Below are 20,417 nucleotides of genomic sequence, written 5' to 3'. Positions count from 1 at the left end.
ATTTTTAGTTATAAGGTTAATTTAGTATCCTGGATTTTGTTTTAATGTTGGATTTGCCTGAATGTTTCTTGCAGGAATAGGCATTAAATCTCTGTATGAATCAGTTGCACTTCCATTAATAGAACCACCTTTCCATTGCCAGATTTTAGAACCTCCAGTAAATTTTCCAAAACGAATTAAGTCTGTTCTTCTGTGACATTCCCAGAACAACTCTCTTCCTCTTTCATCTAAAATAAAATCAAGAGTTAATTGAGGTGCTGTTATAGCTTGAGCCCCAGCTCTACTTCTAATTTGATTGATATATACTAAAGCAGTCGCAGCATTTCCTGTTGTAGCTCCTCTTAAAGTTGCTTCAGCATACATTAAATAAGCGTCAGTCAATCTGAACATTGGAAAATCAATATCTGGAATATCATTTCTTTGTGCTGCAGATCCATCAGCTTTTTTGTTGATATACTTCGTTACAGCATAACCATCTGTAAAAGTTCCAACATTTTTAATGTCTTTTGATTGTCCATTCGTGTAGAATGTTCCTCTTTTATCTCCAGTTGCAGTTTCGTCTGGGAAAAGGTTCACAAACTCTCTACGAGTTCTGATACCTTGCCATCCTCCATCCATACCTCTAGAAGCAGCATCCATACTACCTCCAATTGAAGCGTGCATGATAAAACTCATTCCACCTCCAGTAGCTCTAATTGCATTACCATCACCTACAATTGGGAAAATAACTTCGTTTTGAGCACCATTTGTGTTGTTATCTGCAGAAAACAAATATCCGTAAGGAATATTTGCAAATGTGTAACCAGAACTAGTAATGATTTCGTTGCATAATGTAGCAGCTTCATCATTTCTAGCAGTTCCTGTGTATACTTTAGCATTTAAATAAATTTGAGCCAATAAAAATTTAGCTGCAGTTTTATCAACTCTTCCGTATTCATTTGTTTTAGAAGCTGCTAAACTGCTATCTAAATCTTTCAACTCTGACTCAACAAATGCAAAAACTTCTGCTCTCGTTTTTTGTACTGGATAAAAGAATCCAACAGGATCATTTTCTGTAGTGATTGGCACATTTCCGAATAAATCCATTAAGTTGTAATAAGAGAACGCTCTTAAAAAACGAGCTTCTGCTCTAAAAGTAGCGATTTCAGCTTTTAACCCAGCGTCAACACCTCTAGCTGTTAATTTCTCATCAGTAGTTTGTCTTAAAAACTCATTTGCTACACTAATATGATAGAAAGCTCTTGAAAAAGTTCCTTCTAAAAACTCGTTAGACGGAGACCATGTTTGAGAGTTTAATGTTGGTAACGTTCCATCTGCCCAAGCAATAATTGCCTCATCTGTCGTAAATTCCTGAGTTACAAAAAGTAACCTTAAGTAACTACTAAAATCTCCACCAAGTCCAGCAATATCTGCAGAACCATCTCCATCATTACCTCCTACATATAATCCAGCATATAATTTTGCTAATACTTGTTTGTATGATGCTGGATCTTGAAAAAATGTCTCTGATAAAAATTCATCATCATCTCCTGGCGTAACATTTAAGTCGTCAGTACATGAGGTAAGCGTCATACTTAATCCTAACATAAGTAGGAAAAAATAAGATATATATTTAAATGATATTTTCATTTTATTAATTTTTTAAATTATGATTTTCCTATTAGAAGCTTGCATTCACACCAAACAAGAATGTTCTTGCTCTCGGATAAACATTATTATCAATTCCATTGAATTTCTCAGGATCTAAACCATTATACTTTGTAAGGATAAAAACATTCTGCACACCAGCAGTGAATCTTAATGAAGCTGCTTTTATAATTGTTTTATCAAAAGTATATCCAAGCGTAACATTATCAAGTTTAATAAAAGAAGCGTCTTTTATAAAATAGTCTGATAAATAACGTTGTGTACCATTATCTTCAAATGTAAAACCAGTGTTATAGTAATCTGAACTTACATTCGATAAATCTGTTTGTCTTCTTAAACCAGCATCAGAATATCCTAAGTTAGAACTTACGTTATCAAAAATACGGTTCCCTAAACTCGCTCTCCAGTTCATTGTAAAATCAAACTTTTTGTAGTTTAAAGTAGAAAACAATCCGAAAGTATAATCTGGTGCTGTTTTATGAAATCTATAACGATCTCCAGTATCAATTTTCCCATCTCCATTTCTATCTACATACGCACCAGCAATTGGTCGTTTATTTGCATCGTATAATTGTTCGTAAACAAAGAATGAGTTTGGAGCATATCCAACAGAATTTATTTGAATTTTGTTTCCATTACCGCCAGCGATATTATCTCCAGTTAAGTAACCTTGGAAACCTGGAACTGTAATTCCTAAGTTAGCAATTTCTTGATGAATATAAGTAGTATTGAAAGCTACATTCCAAGTCAAATTATCTGTTTTAATAATGTCAGAAGCAATACTGAACTCGATACCTTTTGTATCAACGCTTCCAATATTAAAGAAACCTTGATTTCTAATGTTTGCTCCATCTGGAACTGCAATTTCAGCTAATAAATCTGTTGATTTTTTATTGAAATAATTTATCGATCCAGTAATTCTGTCGTTGAAGAATCCGTAATCAATACCAATATTAGTCTCAGCTAATTCTTCCCATTTAATATTTTCATTATATCCTTCTGGTCTTGCAGTTGCATAAATTGTGTTACCAAAAATATACTGAGAGTTGATTGTTCCAAGAGTTACTCTTCTTAAATAATCATACTGTGCAGATATATCTTGTTGACCAGTTGTACCGTAACCAACTCTTAATTTTAAAGTAGAAACAGTAGCATTATCTTTTAAGAAAGCTTCCTCAGATAAATTCCAAGCAAAAGCAGCTCCTCCAAAATTACCCCATCTATTAGCTTCTGAAAAACGAGATGTTCCGTCTCTTCTGTAGTTAAGAGTTAGCAAATATCTACTGTCATAACCTAAATTCAAACGACCGAAATAAGACTGAAGATTGATATCTGGATCAGTAATTACATCCTCATTTGGATTTGGCTGTCTAGTTTCTCCTGATTGGTATTTTTCTTTTTGAAACAACTGATAGTTATAACCCGCAGTTGCATCAATTTTAAATTTCCCTAAATCTTTAGTATAATTAAAATAAGCATTTAAGTTTTTATTTTGAAGTGCATCAGTATAACTGCTGTAGTTTCCTAGATTCACATAATCTGGACCATTAAAAGGTTTTGGCTGATATCCTAAAGCACTTTGAGTACTTACTTCTGTATATCCGCTGCTATCAAATCTATCGATACCTGCTTCAACAACAGCTCTTAAATCTTCGAAGAAATGGAATTTGTAGTCTAATCTAACATTTCCCCATTTTCTTGTAGAAGTTGCTCTTCTATCATCTTGATTTAATCTAGCAACAGGGTTTCTTGCTGGTAATAATGGTAAGTTTCCAGTTGGCTCTAACCATTCGAAATAACCTCCATAACGAGATCCAGCTTGGTATACTGGCTGCGTTGGATCAAATCCGATTGCACTTCCAATAACAGCTCCTTCGTCTTGAAATTGATTTTTCCCGAAAGATAAGTTTCCGCTAATATCAATTTTTAAATGATTATCAAATAAAACTGGATTTAACGATATCGATGTCGTAGTTCTTTCAAAAGAAGTGTTTCTTAGGATTCCAGGATTATCAACATTTCCAACAGATAAACGTACAGGCAATTTATTAAATAAAGACCCGCTTACAGAGATATTGTTGTTTGTTGTAAGTGCTGTATGAAAAATTTCATTTTGCCAATTTGTATTAGCATTTCCTAATAAAGCTTGTTGAGCAGGAGTTCCTTTTGTATTTACTAATTCGCGGAATTGATCTGCACTCATTACATCAACAGTATTCGCTACTGTATTAATACCAACTTGAGAACTGAAATTTACTTTAACAGCTCCTTTTGATCCTTTTTTGGTAGTAATAACAATTACACCATTTGCAGCACGAGAACCGTAAATTGCAGCAGCAGAAGCATCTTTCAACACTGTAAATGATTCAATATCATTTGGATCAATTGTAGATAAAATACTTGTTGCTCCACTTGGAACTGCATTGCTTAACGGAAGTCCATCTAAAACGATTAATGGTTCATTTGATGCATTTAAAGAAGATCCTCCACGAATTCTAATATCTGCTTTTGCACCTGGCGCCCCTCCTCCTGTGACATTTACACCCGAAATACGACCGCTAATTAAGCTTTCAGGAGTTACGTTAATTCCTTTATTAAAATCTTTTGCAGCAATTTGAGAAACAGAACCTGTTGCATCTTTTTTCTTAACAGTTCCGTAACCTACCTGTACTACAACTTCTTTAAGTTGATTTGTATCTTCTTCTAGAGATACAGCTAAGTTTTTTTGACCATTAAACACAATAGTCGATGTTTTGTATCCAATAAATGAAACTATAATTTTGTCCCCATTTTTTAGATTCGGTAATTGAAATTTACCATCAAAATCTGTAGAAGTACCTCCTGCGGCACCTTGTACATTCACATTTACTCCTGGTATTGGCTGACCCGTGGCAAGATCAGTTACTGTTCCTGTTAATGTGCTTTGAGCTAACACAGTAAACGGAAGCAGAAGGAATAAAAATAACAACTTTTTGTAAATTGTTTTCATACTTTTTGTTTAAATTAGTTTTGAGTTTTTGACTGTTAGTTAAGTTTTTAATTTTACTTCGAATTTCAAAATTATGAATTTATTAACATGCTCAACTAGAGACAACTTTTATTGAGTTACGAAAACGTGGTAGTGTTGAAAACTTTCTATATTTTGTAATCTTTTCAGTCAAAAATTGTCAATTATAAAATTTTCAGATACCTTTATTATTAATTAGATTTTTTTCACTTTACGCCATGAAACGCAAAATAACCCTAAAACAGATTGCAAAGGAACTTGACGTATCCATTTCAACTGTCTCAAAATCACTTAGAAACAGTCTTGAAATTGGTGAAGAAACGCGCTTAAAAGTGCAGGCTTTTGCAAAGTTTTACAACTATAAACCCAACAATATTGCTCTTAGTTTGAAGAACCGAAAAACCAAAAGTATTGGCATCATTATACCCGAAATTGTACACTACTTTTTCTCTACTGTGATTAATGGAATTGAGCAGGTTGCGAACGAAAATGGTTATAGTGTTGTTATTTGTTTATCTGATGATTCTTTTGATAAGGAGGTTTTAAATATGGAAATGTTAGCCAACGGAAGTATCGACGGTTTCATCATGTCTCTTTCTAAAGAAACACAATATAAAGGTGATTTTCATCACATTACAGAAGTCATTAACCAAGGAATGCCGGTTGTAATGTTCGACCGCGTTACTAATGATATTTTATGCGATAAAGTAATTATTGATGATAAAGCGGCGGCTTATGAAGCTGTTCAGAGTTTAATTGATAACGGACGAAAAAAAATAGCCTTAGTAACAACTGTTGACTATGTAAGTGTCGGAAAACTAAGAACTGATGGTTACGAAAAAGCACTTTTAGATAATGGAATTCCTTTTAACGAAGATCTAATTATAAAAATTGAAGATGTAGATACTTGCGAAATTACGATTAGCCAGCTTTTGCACGATAGAGCTTTTGATGCTGTTTTTGCTGTAAATGAACTTTTTGCAGTAACGATTATCAAAACTGCATCAAAAATGGGATTAAAAGTTCCGGAAGATTTAGCTGTAATTGCTTTTACTGACGGAATTATCTCCAAATATTCCACTCCAAGCATTACAACCGTAAGTCAGAGTGGGGAAAAAATGGGAAATAAAGCCGCAAAAATGCTTATTGAAAGACTTGAAGCTGAACATGATGATGACGAAGAAGAAAACGAAAACTATACAACAGAAGTTATAGAAACACATTTAATAAAAAGAGAATCTACTGACTAATTTTCTTAAAATCAACATATTCTAAAGCCATAAAAAATATTTATGGCTTTTTTATTAGCGTAAATTAAAAAATAATTAATACTTTTACGCCCGTCAAGGCTTTTACTTTTACTTCGAAAAAAACAGTAAGTTTTGATAAGCAAAGCGCTTATCGTATAATTTTTCACAAATTACGATAATGGAAAAGCGTAAATTAAGTTTCTGGGAAATTTGGAACATGAGTTTCGGTTTCTTGGGAATACAGTTTGGTTTTGCACTGCAAAACGCAAATACTTCTAGAATTTTTGAAACCCTTGGTGCTAAAATAGATGAAATCCCAATTTTGTGGATTGCTGCGCCTGTTTCAGGTTTAATTATTCAGCCCGTTATTGGTTATTTCAGTGATAGAACCTGGACTCGTTTAGGAAGACGCCGCCCCTATTTTTTAATTGGAGCCATTTTGTCTTCAATCGCATTATTCATTATGCCCAACTCTCCTACTTTATGGATCGCAGCGGGAACTTTATGGATAATGGATGCTTCGATAAATGTTTCAATGGAACCTTTTCGCGCTTTTGTCGGCGATAATTTACCAGACCATCAACGTGCATTAGGTTTTGTAATGCAGAGTTTTTTTATTGGAACAGGTGCTGTTGTAGGTTCTGTTTTACCCTATCTTTTTACAAATGTTTTTGATGTCAGCAATGTTGCCCCTAAAGGAATTATCCCAGATGCTGTAAAATGGTCTTTCTACATTGGCGGAATTGTTTTTCTGCTTTCTGTTCTATGGACTGTTTTTAAAACAACTGAATACACGCCTGAAGAACTTCATGCATTTGAAGCTAATAGTAAAAAAGATTCTCAAAATCTTTCTAATCCAGAAGCAGAATTAGGTGTTACTACCAAAAAACAATTACTACTAGGATTATTATTTGCCGGTATTGGCGGATTAATTTCATTTCTAATTTTTGAAAACAGCCTGGCAAAAGAATTGTATATTTTATTTATCGGACTAATTTTTATGGGGGTTTTATTTGTAATTGCATCACAATTACGAACTAAAAAAGTTCAAAATGGCTTTACCATAATCATGACCGATTTACTGAATATGCCAAAAACAATGCAAAAATTAGCCTGGGTACAATTTTTCTCTTGGTTTGCGCTTTTCTCTATGTGGATTTACACAACACAAGCTGTTACACAACACATTTTTGGTACGACAGACACGACTTCAAAAGTTTACAACGATGCTGCTGACTGGGTTTCTGTTTTATTTACAGTTTATAACGGTATTGCTGCTGCAGTAGCTTTCTTATTACCAATCATTGCAAAAAAAGTAGGCGTTAGAGCAACACATTTATTGGCATTATGCGCAGGAGGTGTTGGTTTAATTTCAATTTATTTTATTGGTGATAAGCAAATGCTGATCCTACCCATGTTAGGAGTTGGAATTGCATGGGCAAGTATTTTATCAATGCCTTATGCAATGTTATCTGGTGCTTTACCAGCAGCAAAAATGGGTTATTACATGGGAGTTTTTAACTTTTTTGTAGTAATACCGCAAATTGTAGCCGCTACCATATTAGGATTTGTAATCAAACAATTCTTTCATAACGAACCTATTTACGCCTTAATAATTGGAGGTGTATCTATGATTTTTGCCGGATTACTTACACTTAGAGTAAATAGCAGAACTAAAATTGAAATTCATGAATAATAATAAAAAAGCCTTCATATTCGATCTTGACGGAGTGATCGTTGATACCGCTAAATACCATTTTTTAGCATGGCAGAAAATTGCCCAATCATTAAATATAAATTTTACACATGAAGACAACGAACTTTTAAAAGGCGTGAGCCGCGTTCGTTCGTTAGACATTATACTTGGATTAGGTAATGTTCAGGCTTCTCAGGAAGACAAAGACAAATGGTTAATTCAAAAAAACGAAGATTATTTATCTTATTTAGTTGACATGGACGAAAGCGAGATTCTTCCAGGAGTTGCTAAAATTCTAAAACTATTAAAAGATAAAAACCAAGGAATTGCATTGGGTTCTGCGAGTAAAAATGCCCGACCAATTCTTGAAAAAACTGGAATTCTTTCGTATTTCGATGTTATTGTTGACGGTAACGATGTTACCAATGCAAAACCAGATCCGGAAGTTTTCTTAAAAGCGGCTCAATTGTTAAATATTGATCCAAAAGATTCAATTGTATTTGAAGATTCTGTTGCCGGAATTCAGGCAGCAAACATAGGCGAAATGGTAAGCGTGGGAATTGGTGAGGAAACAATTTTACATGAAGCTGACTATATTTTTAAAGATTTTACCCAAATCGAAACAAGCTTTATAGAAAAATTAATCAATTAGAAAATGTGCCAATTTGATAGTTAGATAATTTCTACAAAATGAATTATCTAATTGTCTAATTAACGAATTATCAAATTAAGAAAAAATGAACCAAGATTATATAAAACCAGATAATTGGTCAATTATAGAAGAAGGATTTGATGCCGAAAGAGTAAAATCGTCTGAAAGTCTTTTTAGTATCGGAAACGGTGCTATGGGGCAGCGTGCCAATTTTGAAGAAACATATTCTGCTGAAACTTTTCAGGGAAGTTATATTGCAGGAATTTATTATCCGGATAAAACAAAAGTGGGCTGGTGGAAAAACGGTTACCCGAAATATTTTGCCAAAGTACTAAACGCTCCAAACTGGATTGGAATTGACGTTGAAATCAACGAAGAAAATCTAGATTTAAATAATTGTACTGAAGTTAGAAACTTCCGCAGAGAATTGAATATGAAAGAAGGATGGTACAATCGTTCTTTTGAAGCTGTTCTAAAAAACGGAACTGAAATTGCCGTAAATGTTCGTCGTTTTCTTTCATTAGATTTAGATGAAGCGGGAATTATAAAATATGAAATCACGCCTTTAAACAAAGATGCAAAAATTGTTTACAAACCTTACGTTGATGCTGGTGTAACAAATGAAGATGCCAACTGGGAAGAAAAATTCTGGGAACCGCTTGAAGTTAAAAAAGGCACAAACGAAGCTTTTGTAACGGCTCAGACTTTCAAAACGCATTTTAAAGTAACAACTTTCATGCACAATACGATTTTGGCAAATAATGAAGATATTCACGTTTCGCCTTCTACAATCGATTCAACTGCAGACAAAGTTCAATATACTTACGGAACCATTATTGCAAAAGGACAAACCTCAGCAATTCAAAAAATCGGAGGTTATACCGTTTCTTTGAACCACGAAAATACTTTGGCTGCAGCCGAAAAAATAATAAAAACTGCTGTTAATTCAGGATACGATGCTTTACTTCAAAATCAAATTGAGGCTTGGGCAAAAATCTGGGAAATGTCAGATATTACGATTGAAGGCGATGTAAAAGCACAGCAGGGAATTCGTTTCAATATCTTTCAATTAAACCAAACTTATTCAGGAAAAGATTCTCGATTGAATATTGGTCCAAAAGGTTTCACCGGAGAAAAATACGGTGGATCAACTTATTGGGACACTGAAGCTTATTGTATTCCGTTTTACATGGCTACAAAAGATCAGCAGGTGGCAAGAAACTTATTGACGTACCGTTACAACCAACTAGACAAAGCAATTGAAAATGCTAAGGATAATTTAGGTTTCAAAAACGGTGCTGCATTGTACCCAATGGTTACCATGAATGGTGAAGAATGCCACAACGAATGGGAAATCACACACGAGGAAATCCATAGAAATGGTGCGATTGCTTTTGCGATTTACAACTATTATCGTTATACCGGAGATTACTCTTATATTCCAGAAAAAGGTTTAGAAGTTTTAATCGGGATTGCGCGTTTCTGGCACCAGAGAGCTTCTTTCTCAAAAGAGAAAAATCAATATGTGATTTTGGGAGTTACCGGACCAAACGAATACGAAAACAACATCAACAATAATTTCTACACCAATTATATTGCAAAATGGTGTATTGATTTTGCTGCAGAACAAATTCAAAAAGTGGGTTCTGAATATCCTGCAGATCACAAACGAATTATTGAAAAAGTAAGCCTTTCGGCAGAAGAAATTCAGGAATGGAAAAAAGTGGCCGATGATATGTATTTCCCAATTTCACAAGAACTTGGAATTTATTTACAGCAAGACGGTTTCTTAGACAAAGATTTAGTTCCTGTAAAAGATTTAGATCGTTCACAACGACCTATTAACCAAAAATGGTCTTGGGATCGTGTTTTACGTTCACCATATATTAAACAAGCCGATGTTTTACAAGGTTTCTATTTCTTCGAAGATCATTTCTCTAAAGAAGAATTAAAACGCAACTTCGAATTCTACGAATCATTTACGGTTCACGAAAGTTCGCTTTCCCCTTGTGTTCACTCGATTCAGGCTGCAGCTTTAGATAAAATGGATATGGCATATACGTTTTATTTAAGAACTTCTCGTTTGGATTTGGATGATTATAATAAAGAAGTCGAAGAAGGCTGTCACATCACGTCGATGGCTGGAACATGGATGAGCATCGTGGAAGGTTTTGGCGGCATGAGAGTGAAAAACGATCAATTGCATTTCTCTCCAAAAATTCCAAAAGAATGGAAAGGGTATTCTTTTAAAATTAATTTCAGAAATCAAATTTTAAAAGTAGCTGTAAATCATAACGAAACAACATTTACTGTAGATGGCGATCAAGATTTAACAATTGTGGTTAACGGAAATCCTATAATTGCAAGTAAATTTGTACAAATAAATTAAATTACATAAAACTAAAAAACATGAAAAACTTATTTTTCGCAAGTTTAATTTTGTTTGCGTTTAGCTCAATTGCAAAAGCGCAGCAGTTAAAATCACCCGAAGGCAAGTTCGTAATGGAATTTTCTCTTCAAAACGACGGAACTCCAACGTACAATTTAAAATACAAAAACAAAGAAGTTGTAAAAACCAGTAAATTGGGTCTTGAACTTAAAGATGATAAAAAATCTTTATTAAACGATTTTACTGTAGTTGATACTAAAACTGCAACTTTTGATGAGACTTGGAAACCAGTTTGGGGAGAAGTAGATCACATCAGAAATCATTATAACGAATTGGCTGTTACTTTAAATCAAAAAGGAACAGACAGACAAATCGTAATTCGTTTCCGTTTATTCGATGACGGTTTAGGATTTAGATATGAATTCCCAGCGCAAAAGAATCTTACTTATTTCGTAATTAAAGAAGAAAGATCTCAATTTGCCATGACTGGAGATCATACTGCTTTCTGGATTCCAGGAGATTACGATACTCAGGAATACGATTATACAAAATCGAAATTATCTGAAATTAGAGGTTTATCTCAAAAAGCATATACAGCAAACGTTTCTCAAAAGAACTTTTCTCCAACTGGAGTTCAGACTTCTTTGATGTTAAAAACGAATGACGGAATTTACATCAACTTGCACGAAGCGGCTTTGATTGACTATTCTTGTATGCACTTGAATTTAGATGATAAAAACATGACTTTCACATCTTGGTTAACTCCAGATGCAAAAGGCGATAAAGGTCATATGCAAGCGCCAAATCATTCACCATGGAGAACGATTATCGTAAGCGATGACGCTAGAGAAATCTTAGCTTCAAAAATGACGTATAACTTAAACGATCCATCAAAAATTGAGAATACTTCTTGGATCAAACCCGTAAAATATATCGGTGTTTGGTGGGAAATGATTACAGGAAAAAGTTCTTGGTCATACACAAATGATTATCCAACAGTACAATTGGGCGTTACTGATTTTGCAAAAGCAAAACCAAACGGAACACACGGGGCAAACAACGCTAACGTAAAAAAATACATTGATTTTGCTGCTGCAAATGGTTTCGATGCTGTTTTGGTTGAAGGTTGGAACGAAGGCTGGGAAGACTGGTTTGGTCACTCTAAAGATTATGTTTTTGATTTCTTAACACCTTACCCAGATTTTGATGTAAAAGGTTTACACGAATATGCAAAATCTAAAGGTGTAAAAATTATCATGCACCATGAAACTTCTGGGTCTGTTCGTAACTACGAGCGCCATATGGATGCGGCTTACAAATTCATGAACGATAACGGATACGATGCTGTAAAAAGCGGTTACGTTGGAGATATTTTACCTCGCGGTGAAAACCACTACAGCCAATGGATTGTAAACCATTATCAATATGCAATCGAAAAAGCAGCTGATTATAAAATTATGGTGAACGCTCACGAAGCAGTTCGCCCGACAGGAATTGCAAGAACGTATCCAAACTTAATTGGAAACGAAGCTGCAAGAGGAACAGAATATCAAGCTTTTGGAGGTTCTAAACCAAATCACGTTACAGTTTTACCTTTTACACGTTTAATTGGAGGTCCAATGGATTACACGCCTGGAATCTTCGAAATGGATATCAGCAAAATGAATCCTGAAAACACATCTCATGTAAACAGTACAATTGCAAACCAATTGGCATTATATGTTACCATGTACAGCCCATTACAAATGGCAGCTGACACTCCGGAGAACTACAATCGTTTTCCAGATGCATTCCAATTCATTAAAGATGTAGCGGTAGACTGGTCTGAAAGTAAATATATCGAGGCTGAGCCTGGAGATTTTATCACCGTTGCCCGTAAAGCAAAAGGAACAAACAACTGGTTTGTTGGTAATGTAAACGGAGAAACTCCTCGTACATCAAACATCGATTTCAGTTTCCTTGAAAAAGGTAAAAAATACACCGCAACAATTTATGCTGATGCAAAAGATGCGCATTATAAAACAAATCCGCAGGCTTATACTATCAAGAAAATTGCTGTAACAAACAAATCAAAATTATCGCAGTTTTCTGCTCCTGGAGGAGGATATGCGATTAGTATTATTGAAAACAAATAATTTAATTAACCATATAAGAAATGTAAGTCCATTTAAATAGAGATCTCCCCAGTTTTTGTCTTAAATGTTCTTACATTTCTTATATGGTTTAAATTCTACTCACTATGAACAGCCTAAAAATAAACCATCATATCTTTAGATTAATACTATTGGTTTTGTTGTTTTCCGCTTCCGCGAAAGCGCAAATCCAAAAAGTAGAACCGCCATTTTGGTACGCAGGAATGAAAAATTCGGAACTGCAGATTATGTTCTACGGAAAAAATATTGCACAATACGAAGCTTCGGTTTCAAATAATGTTGTGATTAAAAATGTAGAAAAAACAGAAAATCCAAATTACCTTTTCGTAACAATTGATACAAAAGATGTAAAAGCTTCTGAATTGGTTTTCTCTTTCAAAAACAAAAACAAAGTCGCATTTACTCAAAAATATTCGCTTAAAGAAAGGAGAGCCAATTCTGCTGACAGAAAAAGTTACGACGCATCAGACATGATTTATTTAATCATGCCGGATCGTTTTGCTAATGGAAATCCTAAAAACGACAGCGACGCCAATTTAACAGAAAAAGGAAATCGTCAAGACCCAAGCGGACGTCACGGTGGTGATATCGAAGGAATCATTAAAAATTTAGATTATATTTCGTCTCTTGGTGCAACTACAATCTGGAGCACGCCTTTATGCGAGGACAATGACAAACAGCATTCATACCACACTTACGGGCAGTCTGATGTTTACAAAATTGATCCACGTTACGGAACGAATGATGATTACGCTCGCTTATCAGCAGAAATGCACAAAAAAAATATGAAACTGGTGATGGATTATGTAACCAATCACTGGGGAATTACACATTGGATGATCAAAGATTTACCAACAAAATCTTGGATCAATCAATTTGAAAACTACACGCAAACACACCACAGACGTGAAGTAATTACAGATATTCATGCTTCAAAAATAGATCAGGAAGTTTGTGTTGACGGCTGGTTTGTACCTTCTATGCCAGACTTAAATTTAAGAAATCCGTTAGTTGCAAAATACTTAACTCAAAACGCAATCTGGTGGATTGAATTTGCGAATCTTGACGGTTTCAGAGTAGATACTTATAATTACTCCGATAAAACTGCTATGGCAAATTGGGCAAAATCTATTACAGATGAATATCCAAATTTTAATATTGTAGGTGAAATCTGGATGCACAATCAGGCGAATTTAGCTTTTTGGCAGAAAGACAGCAAAATTGGTGCGATTGAAAACTACAATTCAAATCTTCCAAGTGTAATGGATTTTACGCTTCAAAGTCAGATTACTTCTGCCTTCAGTGAAGATGAACCAAACTGGGATAGCGGATTGATTAAATTCTACAACAATTTTGCAATGGATTTTTTATATCCAAACACCAATAATATCTTAGTTTTTGCTGAAAATCATGACACGGATCGTATGAATGAAAAATTCAAATACGATCTTCCAAAATACAAACTGGCAATGACTTTATTGGCAACCGTTCGTGGAATTCCGCAAATCTATTACGGTTCAGAGATTGGAATGGGCGGTGATAAAGGAAAAGGCGGAGATGCTGATATTCGTAAGGATTTCCCAGGCGGATGGGCTGGGGACAAAAACAACGCTTTCATCAAAGAAGGAAGAACGGCTGAACAAGCGGCTTACTTTGATTTCTCTTCAAAATTATTCAACTGGAGAAAAACAAACGAAGCAGTTCATTTCGGAAAAATGAAGCATTATATTCCAGAAAATAATACTTATGTATATTTTAGATATACTGATGCTAAAACTGTTATGGTAATTTTCAATAACAATGCAAAAGAGCAAGTTGTGAAAACAAATCGTTTCAAAGAAAGCATCAAAAACTTTAAATCAGGAAAAGATGTTATTACTGGAAAAACATTTGATTTAAGTTCTGAAATTACTTTAGAACCAAAATCAGCTTTGATTTTAGAATTGGAATAAGCTTTAACCGCAAAGGTTCGCAATATTTTCTGTTACAGATTATCGTAGAGACGCACTGCAGTGCTTCTAAACAAAGTCATTCCGCCACGAATTCACGAATTATTTTTGACAATCTTGAGAATAAAAATTTGTGAATTCGTGGCGGAATCTTTTTATTATAAATCTTCGTTAAATTTAGAATAAATGAAAAAATACACTTTCCTTTTTTTATCTTTAGTATACTTAACAATGAGTTGTTCTGGCTCAAAATCAGTTACAATGAATAACGAAAATACTTCGAAAACACCTTTCGTCTGGGAAGGAGCAAATGTTTATTTTTTACTTACAGATCGTTTTTACAATGGAGACACTTCCAACGACATCAATTTTAACCGAACCAAAACTCCAGGAAAACTTCGCGGATTTGAAGGCGGCGATATCATCGGAATCATCAAAAAAATCGACGAAGGATATTTTGAGCAATTAGGAATAAATGCGATTTGGCTTACGCCGATTGTTGAACAAATTCATGATGGCGTTGACGAAGGAACTGGACTTAGTTACGGTTTTCATGGTTATTGGTCAAAAGACTGGACTGCTTTAGATCCAAATTTCGGAACGAAAGAAGACCTAGCCAATTTAGTAAAAAAAGCACACGCAAAAGGCATTCGAATAATTCTGGACGGAGTTATCAATCATACTGGTCCAGTAACTCCAGAAGATCCTGTTTGGCCTTCGGACTGGGTAAGAACAGGCGTTGTATGCGACTACAAATCTTTTGAAAATACTACAATGTGTACTTTGGTAGAAAATCTTCCAGACGTAAAAACGGAAAGTACTCAAAATGTGGAACTGCCTCCTTTTTTAATTGAAAAATGGAAAAAAGAAGGCCGTTACGAAAAAGAAATTGCTTCGTTGGACGAATTTTTCAAAAGAACAGGCTATCCGAGAAGTCCGAAATATTATATTATAAAATGGCTTACCGATTATATTCTCGAATTCGGAATTGATGGTTACCGCGCCGATACTGTAAAACATACCGAAGAAGGTGTTTGGGCCGATTTTAAAAAAGAATGTGAATATGCATTTGAAACTTGGAAAAAACATCATCCTCTACAAGTTTTAGATCAGAACCCGTTTTACACGATCGCTGAAGTTTATGGTTATGGAATAAGCGGTGGTCAGGATTATGATTTTGGAGATCGAAAAGTCAATTATTTTGAAAATGGTTTTAACAGCTTAATCAATTTTGAATTTAAATGGAATGCTGCGCAAAGCGATTATGAAGGTTTATTTTTTAAATATTCAAATGCGTTGAACAATGACTTAAAAGGATATTCTGTACTTAATTATATGTCATCACATGACGACGGCCAGCCTTTTGATGCAAATCGAGTTAAAAGCATAGAAACAGCTAACAAATTATTACTTTCCCCAGGAATGTCGCAGGTTTATTATGGAGACGAATCGGCAAGATCTTTAGTGATTGAAGGTACTCAAGGAGATGCAACTTTACGTTCAAACATGAATTGGGAGGATATTCAAAATAATCCTGAAACACAGAAAACACTTTTACACTGGCAAAAAATAGGTCAGTTTAGAAGAAATCATCCTGCCGTTGGAGCTGGTGTTCATAAATTAATTAATCCGTATCCTTATACTTTTTCCAGAACATTTACACAAGGCACTTTTACAGATAAAGTAGTTATGGGGTTAGATTTACCAAAAGGAAAAAAAGAACTTCCTGTTGGTGATGTTTTCCCAAACGGAACTAAATTAAAAGACACTTATTCTAATAAACAAGTTGAAGTGATTGACGGCAAAGTCATTATTGAAAATGATTTTGATATTGTTTTACTGGAAAAAATTTAAAGATTTTTCCACAAAGAAGCACGAAGATTTTCGCAAAGATTCGCAAAGATTCGCAAAGTTTTTTTAGCCACAGATTAAAGGATTAGCACAGATTTTGAAAATCATTTTTATTCCTTTAATCTGTGGCTATTATTTTTCCTTTGCTCCTTTGTACCTTTGCACTCTGAACCTTTATAAAATGAATATTTTAAAGATTGCACATCGAGGCGCAAAAGCCTACGAACCTGAAAACACTTTAAAAGCTTTTCAAAAAGCATTAGAATTAAATTCAAACGGAATTGAACTTGATGTTCATTTAAGCGCTGACCAACAAATCATCGTAATCCACGACGAAACAATAGACAGAACCACTAACGGAAAAGGTTTAGTAAACACTTTTTCTCTTTCTGAATTAAAATCGTTTTTGATTGATGGAAAATATCAAATTCCAACTTTAAATGAAGTCTTTGATTTAGTTGAAAAAAAATGTCTCATCAATATCGAATTGAAAGGTCTAGGAACTCCAAATAAAGTGGTACGGTTAATTGAACAATATATTTCAGAAAAAAACTGGAGTTATAATCATTTTATAGTTTCGAGTTTCGATTGGAATATGCTGGAAGAAACTTCAAACCTAAATCCGAATATTCCGATTGGTGTTTTAATAGAAGAAAATCTCGATACCGCTCTGGCCTTCGCTGAAAAAATTAAAGCAAAAGCCATTCATCCTGATTTTCAGTTATTGAATATCGAAAATGTAAAGAAAATTCAAGAAAAAGAATTCTTAGTTTTACCTTGGACAGTAAACTCTGAAGAAGACATTCAAAAAGTAAAAAGTTATAAAGTAGACGGAATTATCTCTGATAATCCAGACAAAATATAAAGTTTAAAATTTTAGCCACAGATTAAAAAGATTAACCCAGATTTGTCTGCCACGAATTACACAAATTTTAATACAATAAATTTAATTCGTGAAAATTTGCGTAGTTCGTGGCAAAGGAAAAATCCTTTAAATCTGTGTAATCTGTGGCAGAAAAAAATTAGTACCAATTTGTGACCCGAGCGATAGTAAACAGGCGAAGCAAATTCGTGGCAACTCAAAAAATATGATTAAAAATTTCGACATAATAATTGTTGGCGGAGGCGCTGCAGGTTTTTTTTCGGCTATTAATATTGCAGAGAAAAATCCGAAACTTAAAATTGCCATTTTAGAAAGAGGAAAAGAAGTCCTTTCTAAAGTCCGCGTTTCTGGTGGTGGGCGCTGCAACGTTACACACGCTTGTTTTGAACCCAACGAATTGGTTAAATTTTATCCTCGAGGCGAAAAAGAACTTCGTGGACCTTTCCATCAATTTTGTTCGGGCGATACAATCGAATGGTTTGAAAAACATGGCGTAGAATTAAAAATCGAAGAAGACGGCAGAATGTTTCCCGTTTCTAATTCGTCCCAAACCATAATTGATTGTTTTTTAAAAGCAACTGAAAAATTAGGCATAAAAGTGCTGACAGGGCAAAGCGTTCAGTCTATTTTCAAAAAAGAAAATCACTGGAAAATTGATACACAAAGTGATAATTTCGCAACAGAAAAATTAGTAATGGCAACAGGAAGCAATCCTAAAATTTGGGAAATGCTTCAGGAACACGGACATGCAATTGTAAGTCCCGTTCCTTCCCTATTTACTTTCAACATCAAAGATTCCCGAATCAAAGAATTACCTGGCGTTGCAGCACAAGTTACCGTACATGTAAAAGATACCAAGCTAGAGTCAACTGGACCTTTATTAATCACACATTGGGGAATGAGCGGTCCTGCAATTCTAAAACTTTCGGCTTGGGGAGCGCGCATTTTACACGATAAAAATTATCAGTTTACGATTTATGTGAATTGGCTAAATGATGTTGATTTTGAAGATGCTGAAAAAATCCTGAAAAATCTAAAACAAGAACACGCGAAAAAAGCCGTTTCTAAAAAATCTCCTTTTGATTTCCCAAATCGATTATGGGAAAGTCTGGTTTTAGCTTCAGGAATTGAAACAGAAACCAAATGGGCTGATTTATCTAAAAATCAATTGCAAAATTTAACTTCTCAACTCACAAAAGCCGAATTTAAAGTAAACGGAAAAAGCACTTTTAAAGAAGAATTTGTAACCGCAGGCGGCATTGATTTAAAAGAAATTAACTTTAAAACCATGGAAAGTAAAATTCATCAAAACCTTTATTTTGCAGGCGAAATTGTAAATATCGACGCTATTACGGGAGGTTTTAATTTTCAGAATGCCTGGACAAGCGGGTTTATTTTGGCTCAAAATATTTAATAGAATGAAATTTAAAGGAATTATTTTTGATTTAGACGGAACATTAGTAAACTCATTAGAAGATATTTCAGACGCAATGAATACCGTACTTACAGGTCTAAATTACCCAACTCATACTTACGACACGTATCAATATTTTATAGGAAGCGGTTTGCGAAATTTAGTGAGCAAAGCTTTACCGGCATCCAACAATTCAGAAGAACAAATTGAAAATTGTTTTGATTGTATGATCGACACCTATCGTGAAGTTTGTACGATTAAAACAAAACCGTACGAAGGCATTGTTGAATTATTAGATAATCTGGCTTCTCAAAATATCAAATTAGCGGTTTTCTCTAATAAAGCCGATGAGCTTACCAAAAAAATAGCTGCAGAAATATTTCCAGATTATTTTGATGCTGCAGTTGGTTTAAGTACCGAAGAATTAAAAAAACCAAATCCGTTTGAGGCGTTGGAAATTAGCAAGAATTGGAATTTAAAACCAGAAGAAATTCTTTTCGTAGGTGATTCTGATATTGATATGCAGACTGCAGTAAATGCTACTATGTTTCCGGTTGGAGTTTCATGGGGATATCGAATAGAAGATGAATTGATAGCGAGCGGCGCAAAAGTAGTTATTCATAATCCTTCCGATTTAATTCAACTATTATAAAGAACATCAGTCACATTTTTTATTCAAAGTCTTACAAATTGAAAACTTTCAGAATTCGTTTTAACAAGAATTTACAGATTCTGTAGGTTTTCATTAAGACAATTCTAATAATTTTACTTTCAACTAAATACCACTAGATGAAAGTAAAATTACTCACCACAATTTCCTTTTTTACGTACCAGTTTTCTATTTCTCAAACAGAAAAATTACTTCACGGAAAAGTTATTTCTAATAATAATCCAATTAATAAGGTTGAGGTTATTAATAAAACAGCAAAAACCAGCACCAGAACCAATGAATTGGGAGACTTCTCAATTATGGTGAAAGAAAAAGACAGTTTACTATTTTTTGTTAAAGATTACTTTTTTACCAGATTAAAAATTTCTCAGGCAAATATGGATCAAAACAATATTATTGTCAACATGGTTGTGAAAGCAGAAGAATTAAATGAAGTTGTAGTAACCAACATCAAATTTCCTCATGTAGGTACGGCTAATGCCTATTCGAATGTAATCCCTTCTTCCTCTTTGCAAAAATATACTGGAGTTAACGACGGAACCATTGTCAATGGTATGAATTTTATTGCCATAGGAGGTTTCATTGCTGATTTATTCAAAAAAGAAAATGAAGCACCTAAAAAGAAAGTTCCTGAAATAAATTTCAAAAAACTTGTAGCTGCATCAATTCCTTCCTCTTTTTTTACCAAAGATTTAAAATTAAACGTAGATGAAGTTGATTTATTTATTGATTTTTGCGATGCAGATCCACAATCTAAAAAACTTTTAGAAAACAATAACGTATTAACTACAATAGATTTTTTGTATGCAAAAAGCGACGTTTTTAAGAAGTTCAAAACAGAATCCCGTCAATAAAA

The 20,417-nt window shown here is 34.1% G+C and carries 13 protein-coding genes; 11 read left to right on the top strand and 2 right to left on the bottom strand.

The genetic code is table 11. From position 1 onward, the window contains the following. Positions 1-21 precede the first annotated feature (21 nt). Together QE431_RS01335 and QE431_RS01330 are read right to left on the bottom strand one after the other, a co-directional pair. A complete protein-coding gene (locus QE431_RS01335) occupies positions 22-1,629 on the bottom strand; it encodes a RagB/SusD family nutrient uptake outer membrane protein (protein WP_134139131.1) in 1,608 nt (535 codons plus the stop codon). 31 nt (positions 1,630-1,660) lie between these two features. Continuing rightward, positions 1,661-4,636, bottom strand: a complete 2,976-nt coding sequence (locus QE431_RS01330; RefSeq protein ID WP_307291836.1) for a TonB-dependent receptor — start codon at positions 4,634-4,636, stop codon at positions 1,661-1,663. A gap of 236 nt (positions 4,637-4,872) precedes the next feature. Here QE431_RS01330 and QE431_RS01325 point away from each other — a divergent pair, with 236 nt between their 5' ends. From QE431_RS01325 to QE431_RS01275, 11 genes are all read left to right on the top strand, one after another. Beyond that, a complete protein-coding gene (locus QE431_RS01325) occupies positions 4,873-5,904 on the top strand; it encodes a LacI family DNA-binding transcriptional regulator (RefSeq protein WP_057115950.1) in 1,032 nt (343 codons plus the stop codon). 178 nt (positions 5,905-6,082) lie between these two features. Further along, a complete protein-coding gene (locus QE431_RS01320; protein WP_307291833.1) occupies positions 6,083-7,600 on the top strand; it encodes an MFS transporter in 1,518 nt (505 codons plus the stop codon). Then, complete coding sequence (gene pgmB, locus QE431_RS01315; RefSeq protein ID WP_281867251.1) at positions 7,593-8,252, top strand: beta-phosphoglucomutase; 660 nt, start codon at positions 7,593-7,595, stop codon at positions 8,250-8,252. Before QE431_RS01320 ends, pgmB begins: the two co-directional genes overlap by 8 nt. Positions 8,253-8,337: 85 nt before the next feature. Further along, entirely contained in the window at positions 8,338-10,641 is a 2,304-nt protein-coding gene (locus tag QE431_RS01310; RefSeq protein ID WP_307291832.1) for a glycoside hydrolase family 65 protein, read from the top strand. A 20-nt stretch (positions 10,642-10,661) separates the two neighbouring features. Continuing rightward, the gene (locus QE431_RS01305; protein ID WP_307291830.1) at positions 10,662-12,776 is read left to right on the top strand and encodes a glycoside hydrolase family 97 protein; all 2,115 of its coding nucleotides are present in this window, start codon (positions 10,662-10,664) and stop codon (positions 12,774-12,776) included. A gap of 104 nt (positions 12,777-12,880) precedes the next feature. Then, positions 12,881-14,746, top strand: coding sequence for a glycoside hydrolase family 13 protein (locus QE431_RS01300; RefSeq protein WP_307291828.1), 1,866 nt, complete (start codon positions 12,881-12,883; stop codon positions 14,744-14,746). A 183-nt stretch (positions 14,747-14,929) separates the two neighbouring features. Beyond that, positions 14,930-16,597 carry an alpha-amylase family glycosyl hydrolase gene (locus tag QE431_RS01295; protein WP_307291827.1) on the top strand — a complete coding sequence of 556 codons (1,668 nt, stop codon included), beginning with the start codon at positions 14,930-14,932 and terminating at the stop codon, positions 16,595-16,597. 178 nt (positions 16,598-16,775) lie between these two features. Then, positions 16,776-17,459, top strand: coding sequence for a glycerophosphodiester phosphodiesterase family protein (locus QE431_RS01290; protein ID WP_307291826.1), 684 nt, complete (start codon positions 16,776-16,778; stop codon positions 17,457-17,459). Between the two features lie 223 nt (positions 17,460-17,682). Then, the gene (locus QE431_RS01285; RefSeq protein ID WP_307291825.1) at positions 17,683-18,891 is read left to right on the top strand and encodes an NAD(P)/FAD-dependent oxidoreductase; all 1,209 of its coding nucleotides are present in this window, start codon (positions 17,683-17,685) and stop codon (positions 18,889-18,891) included. Between the two features lie 4 nt (positions 18,892-18,895). Further along, complete coding sequence (locus QE431_RS01280; RefSeq protein WP_307291823.1) at positions 18,896-19,543, top strand: HAD family hydrolase; 648 nt, start codon at positions 18,896-18,898, stop codon at positions 19,541-19,543. Positions 19,544-19,680: 137 nt separating this feature from the next. Further along, complete coding sequence (locus tag QE431_RS01275; RefSeq protein ID WP_307291822.1) at positions 19,681-20,415, top strand: hypothetical protein; 735 nt, start codon at positions 19,681-19,683, stop codon at positions 20,413-20,415. Positions 20,416-20,417: the final 2 nt, after the last annotated feature.

The sequence above is a fragment of the Flavobacterium sp. SORGH_AS_0622 genome, from assembly GCF_030818825.1.
In the GTDB taxonomy this organism is placed as follows: Bacteria; Bacteroidota; Bacteroidia; order Flavobacteriales; family Flavobacteriaceae; genus Flavobacterium.
This window is presented reverse-complemented; position numbering and strand designations above follow the sequence as displayed.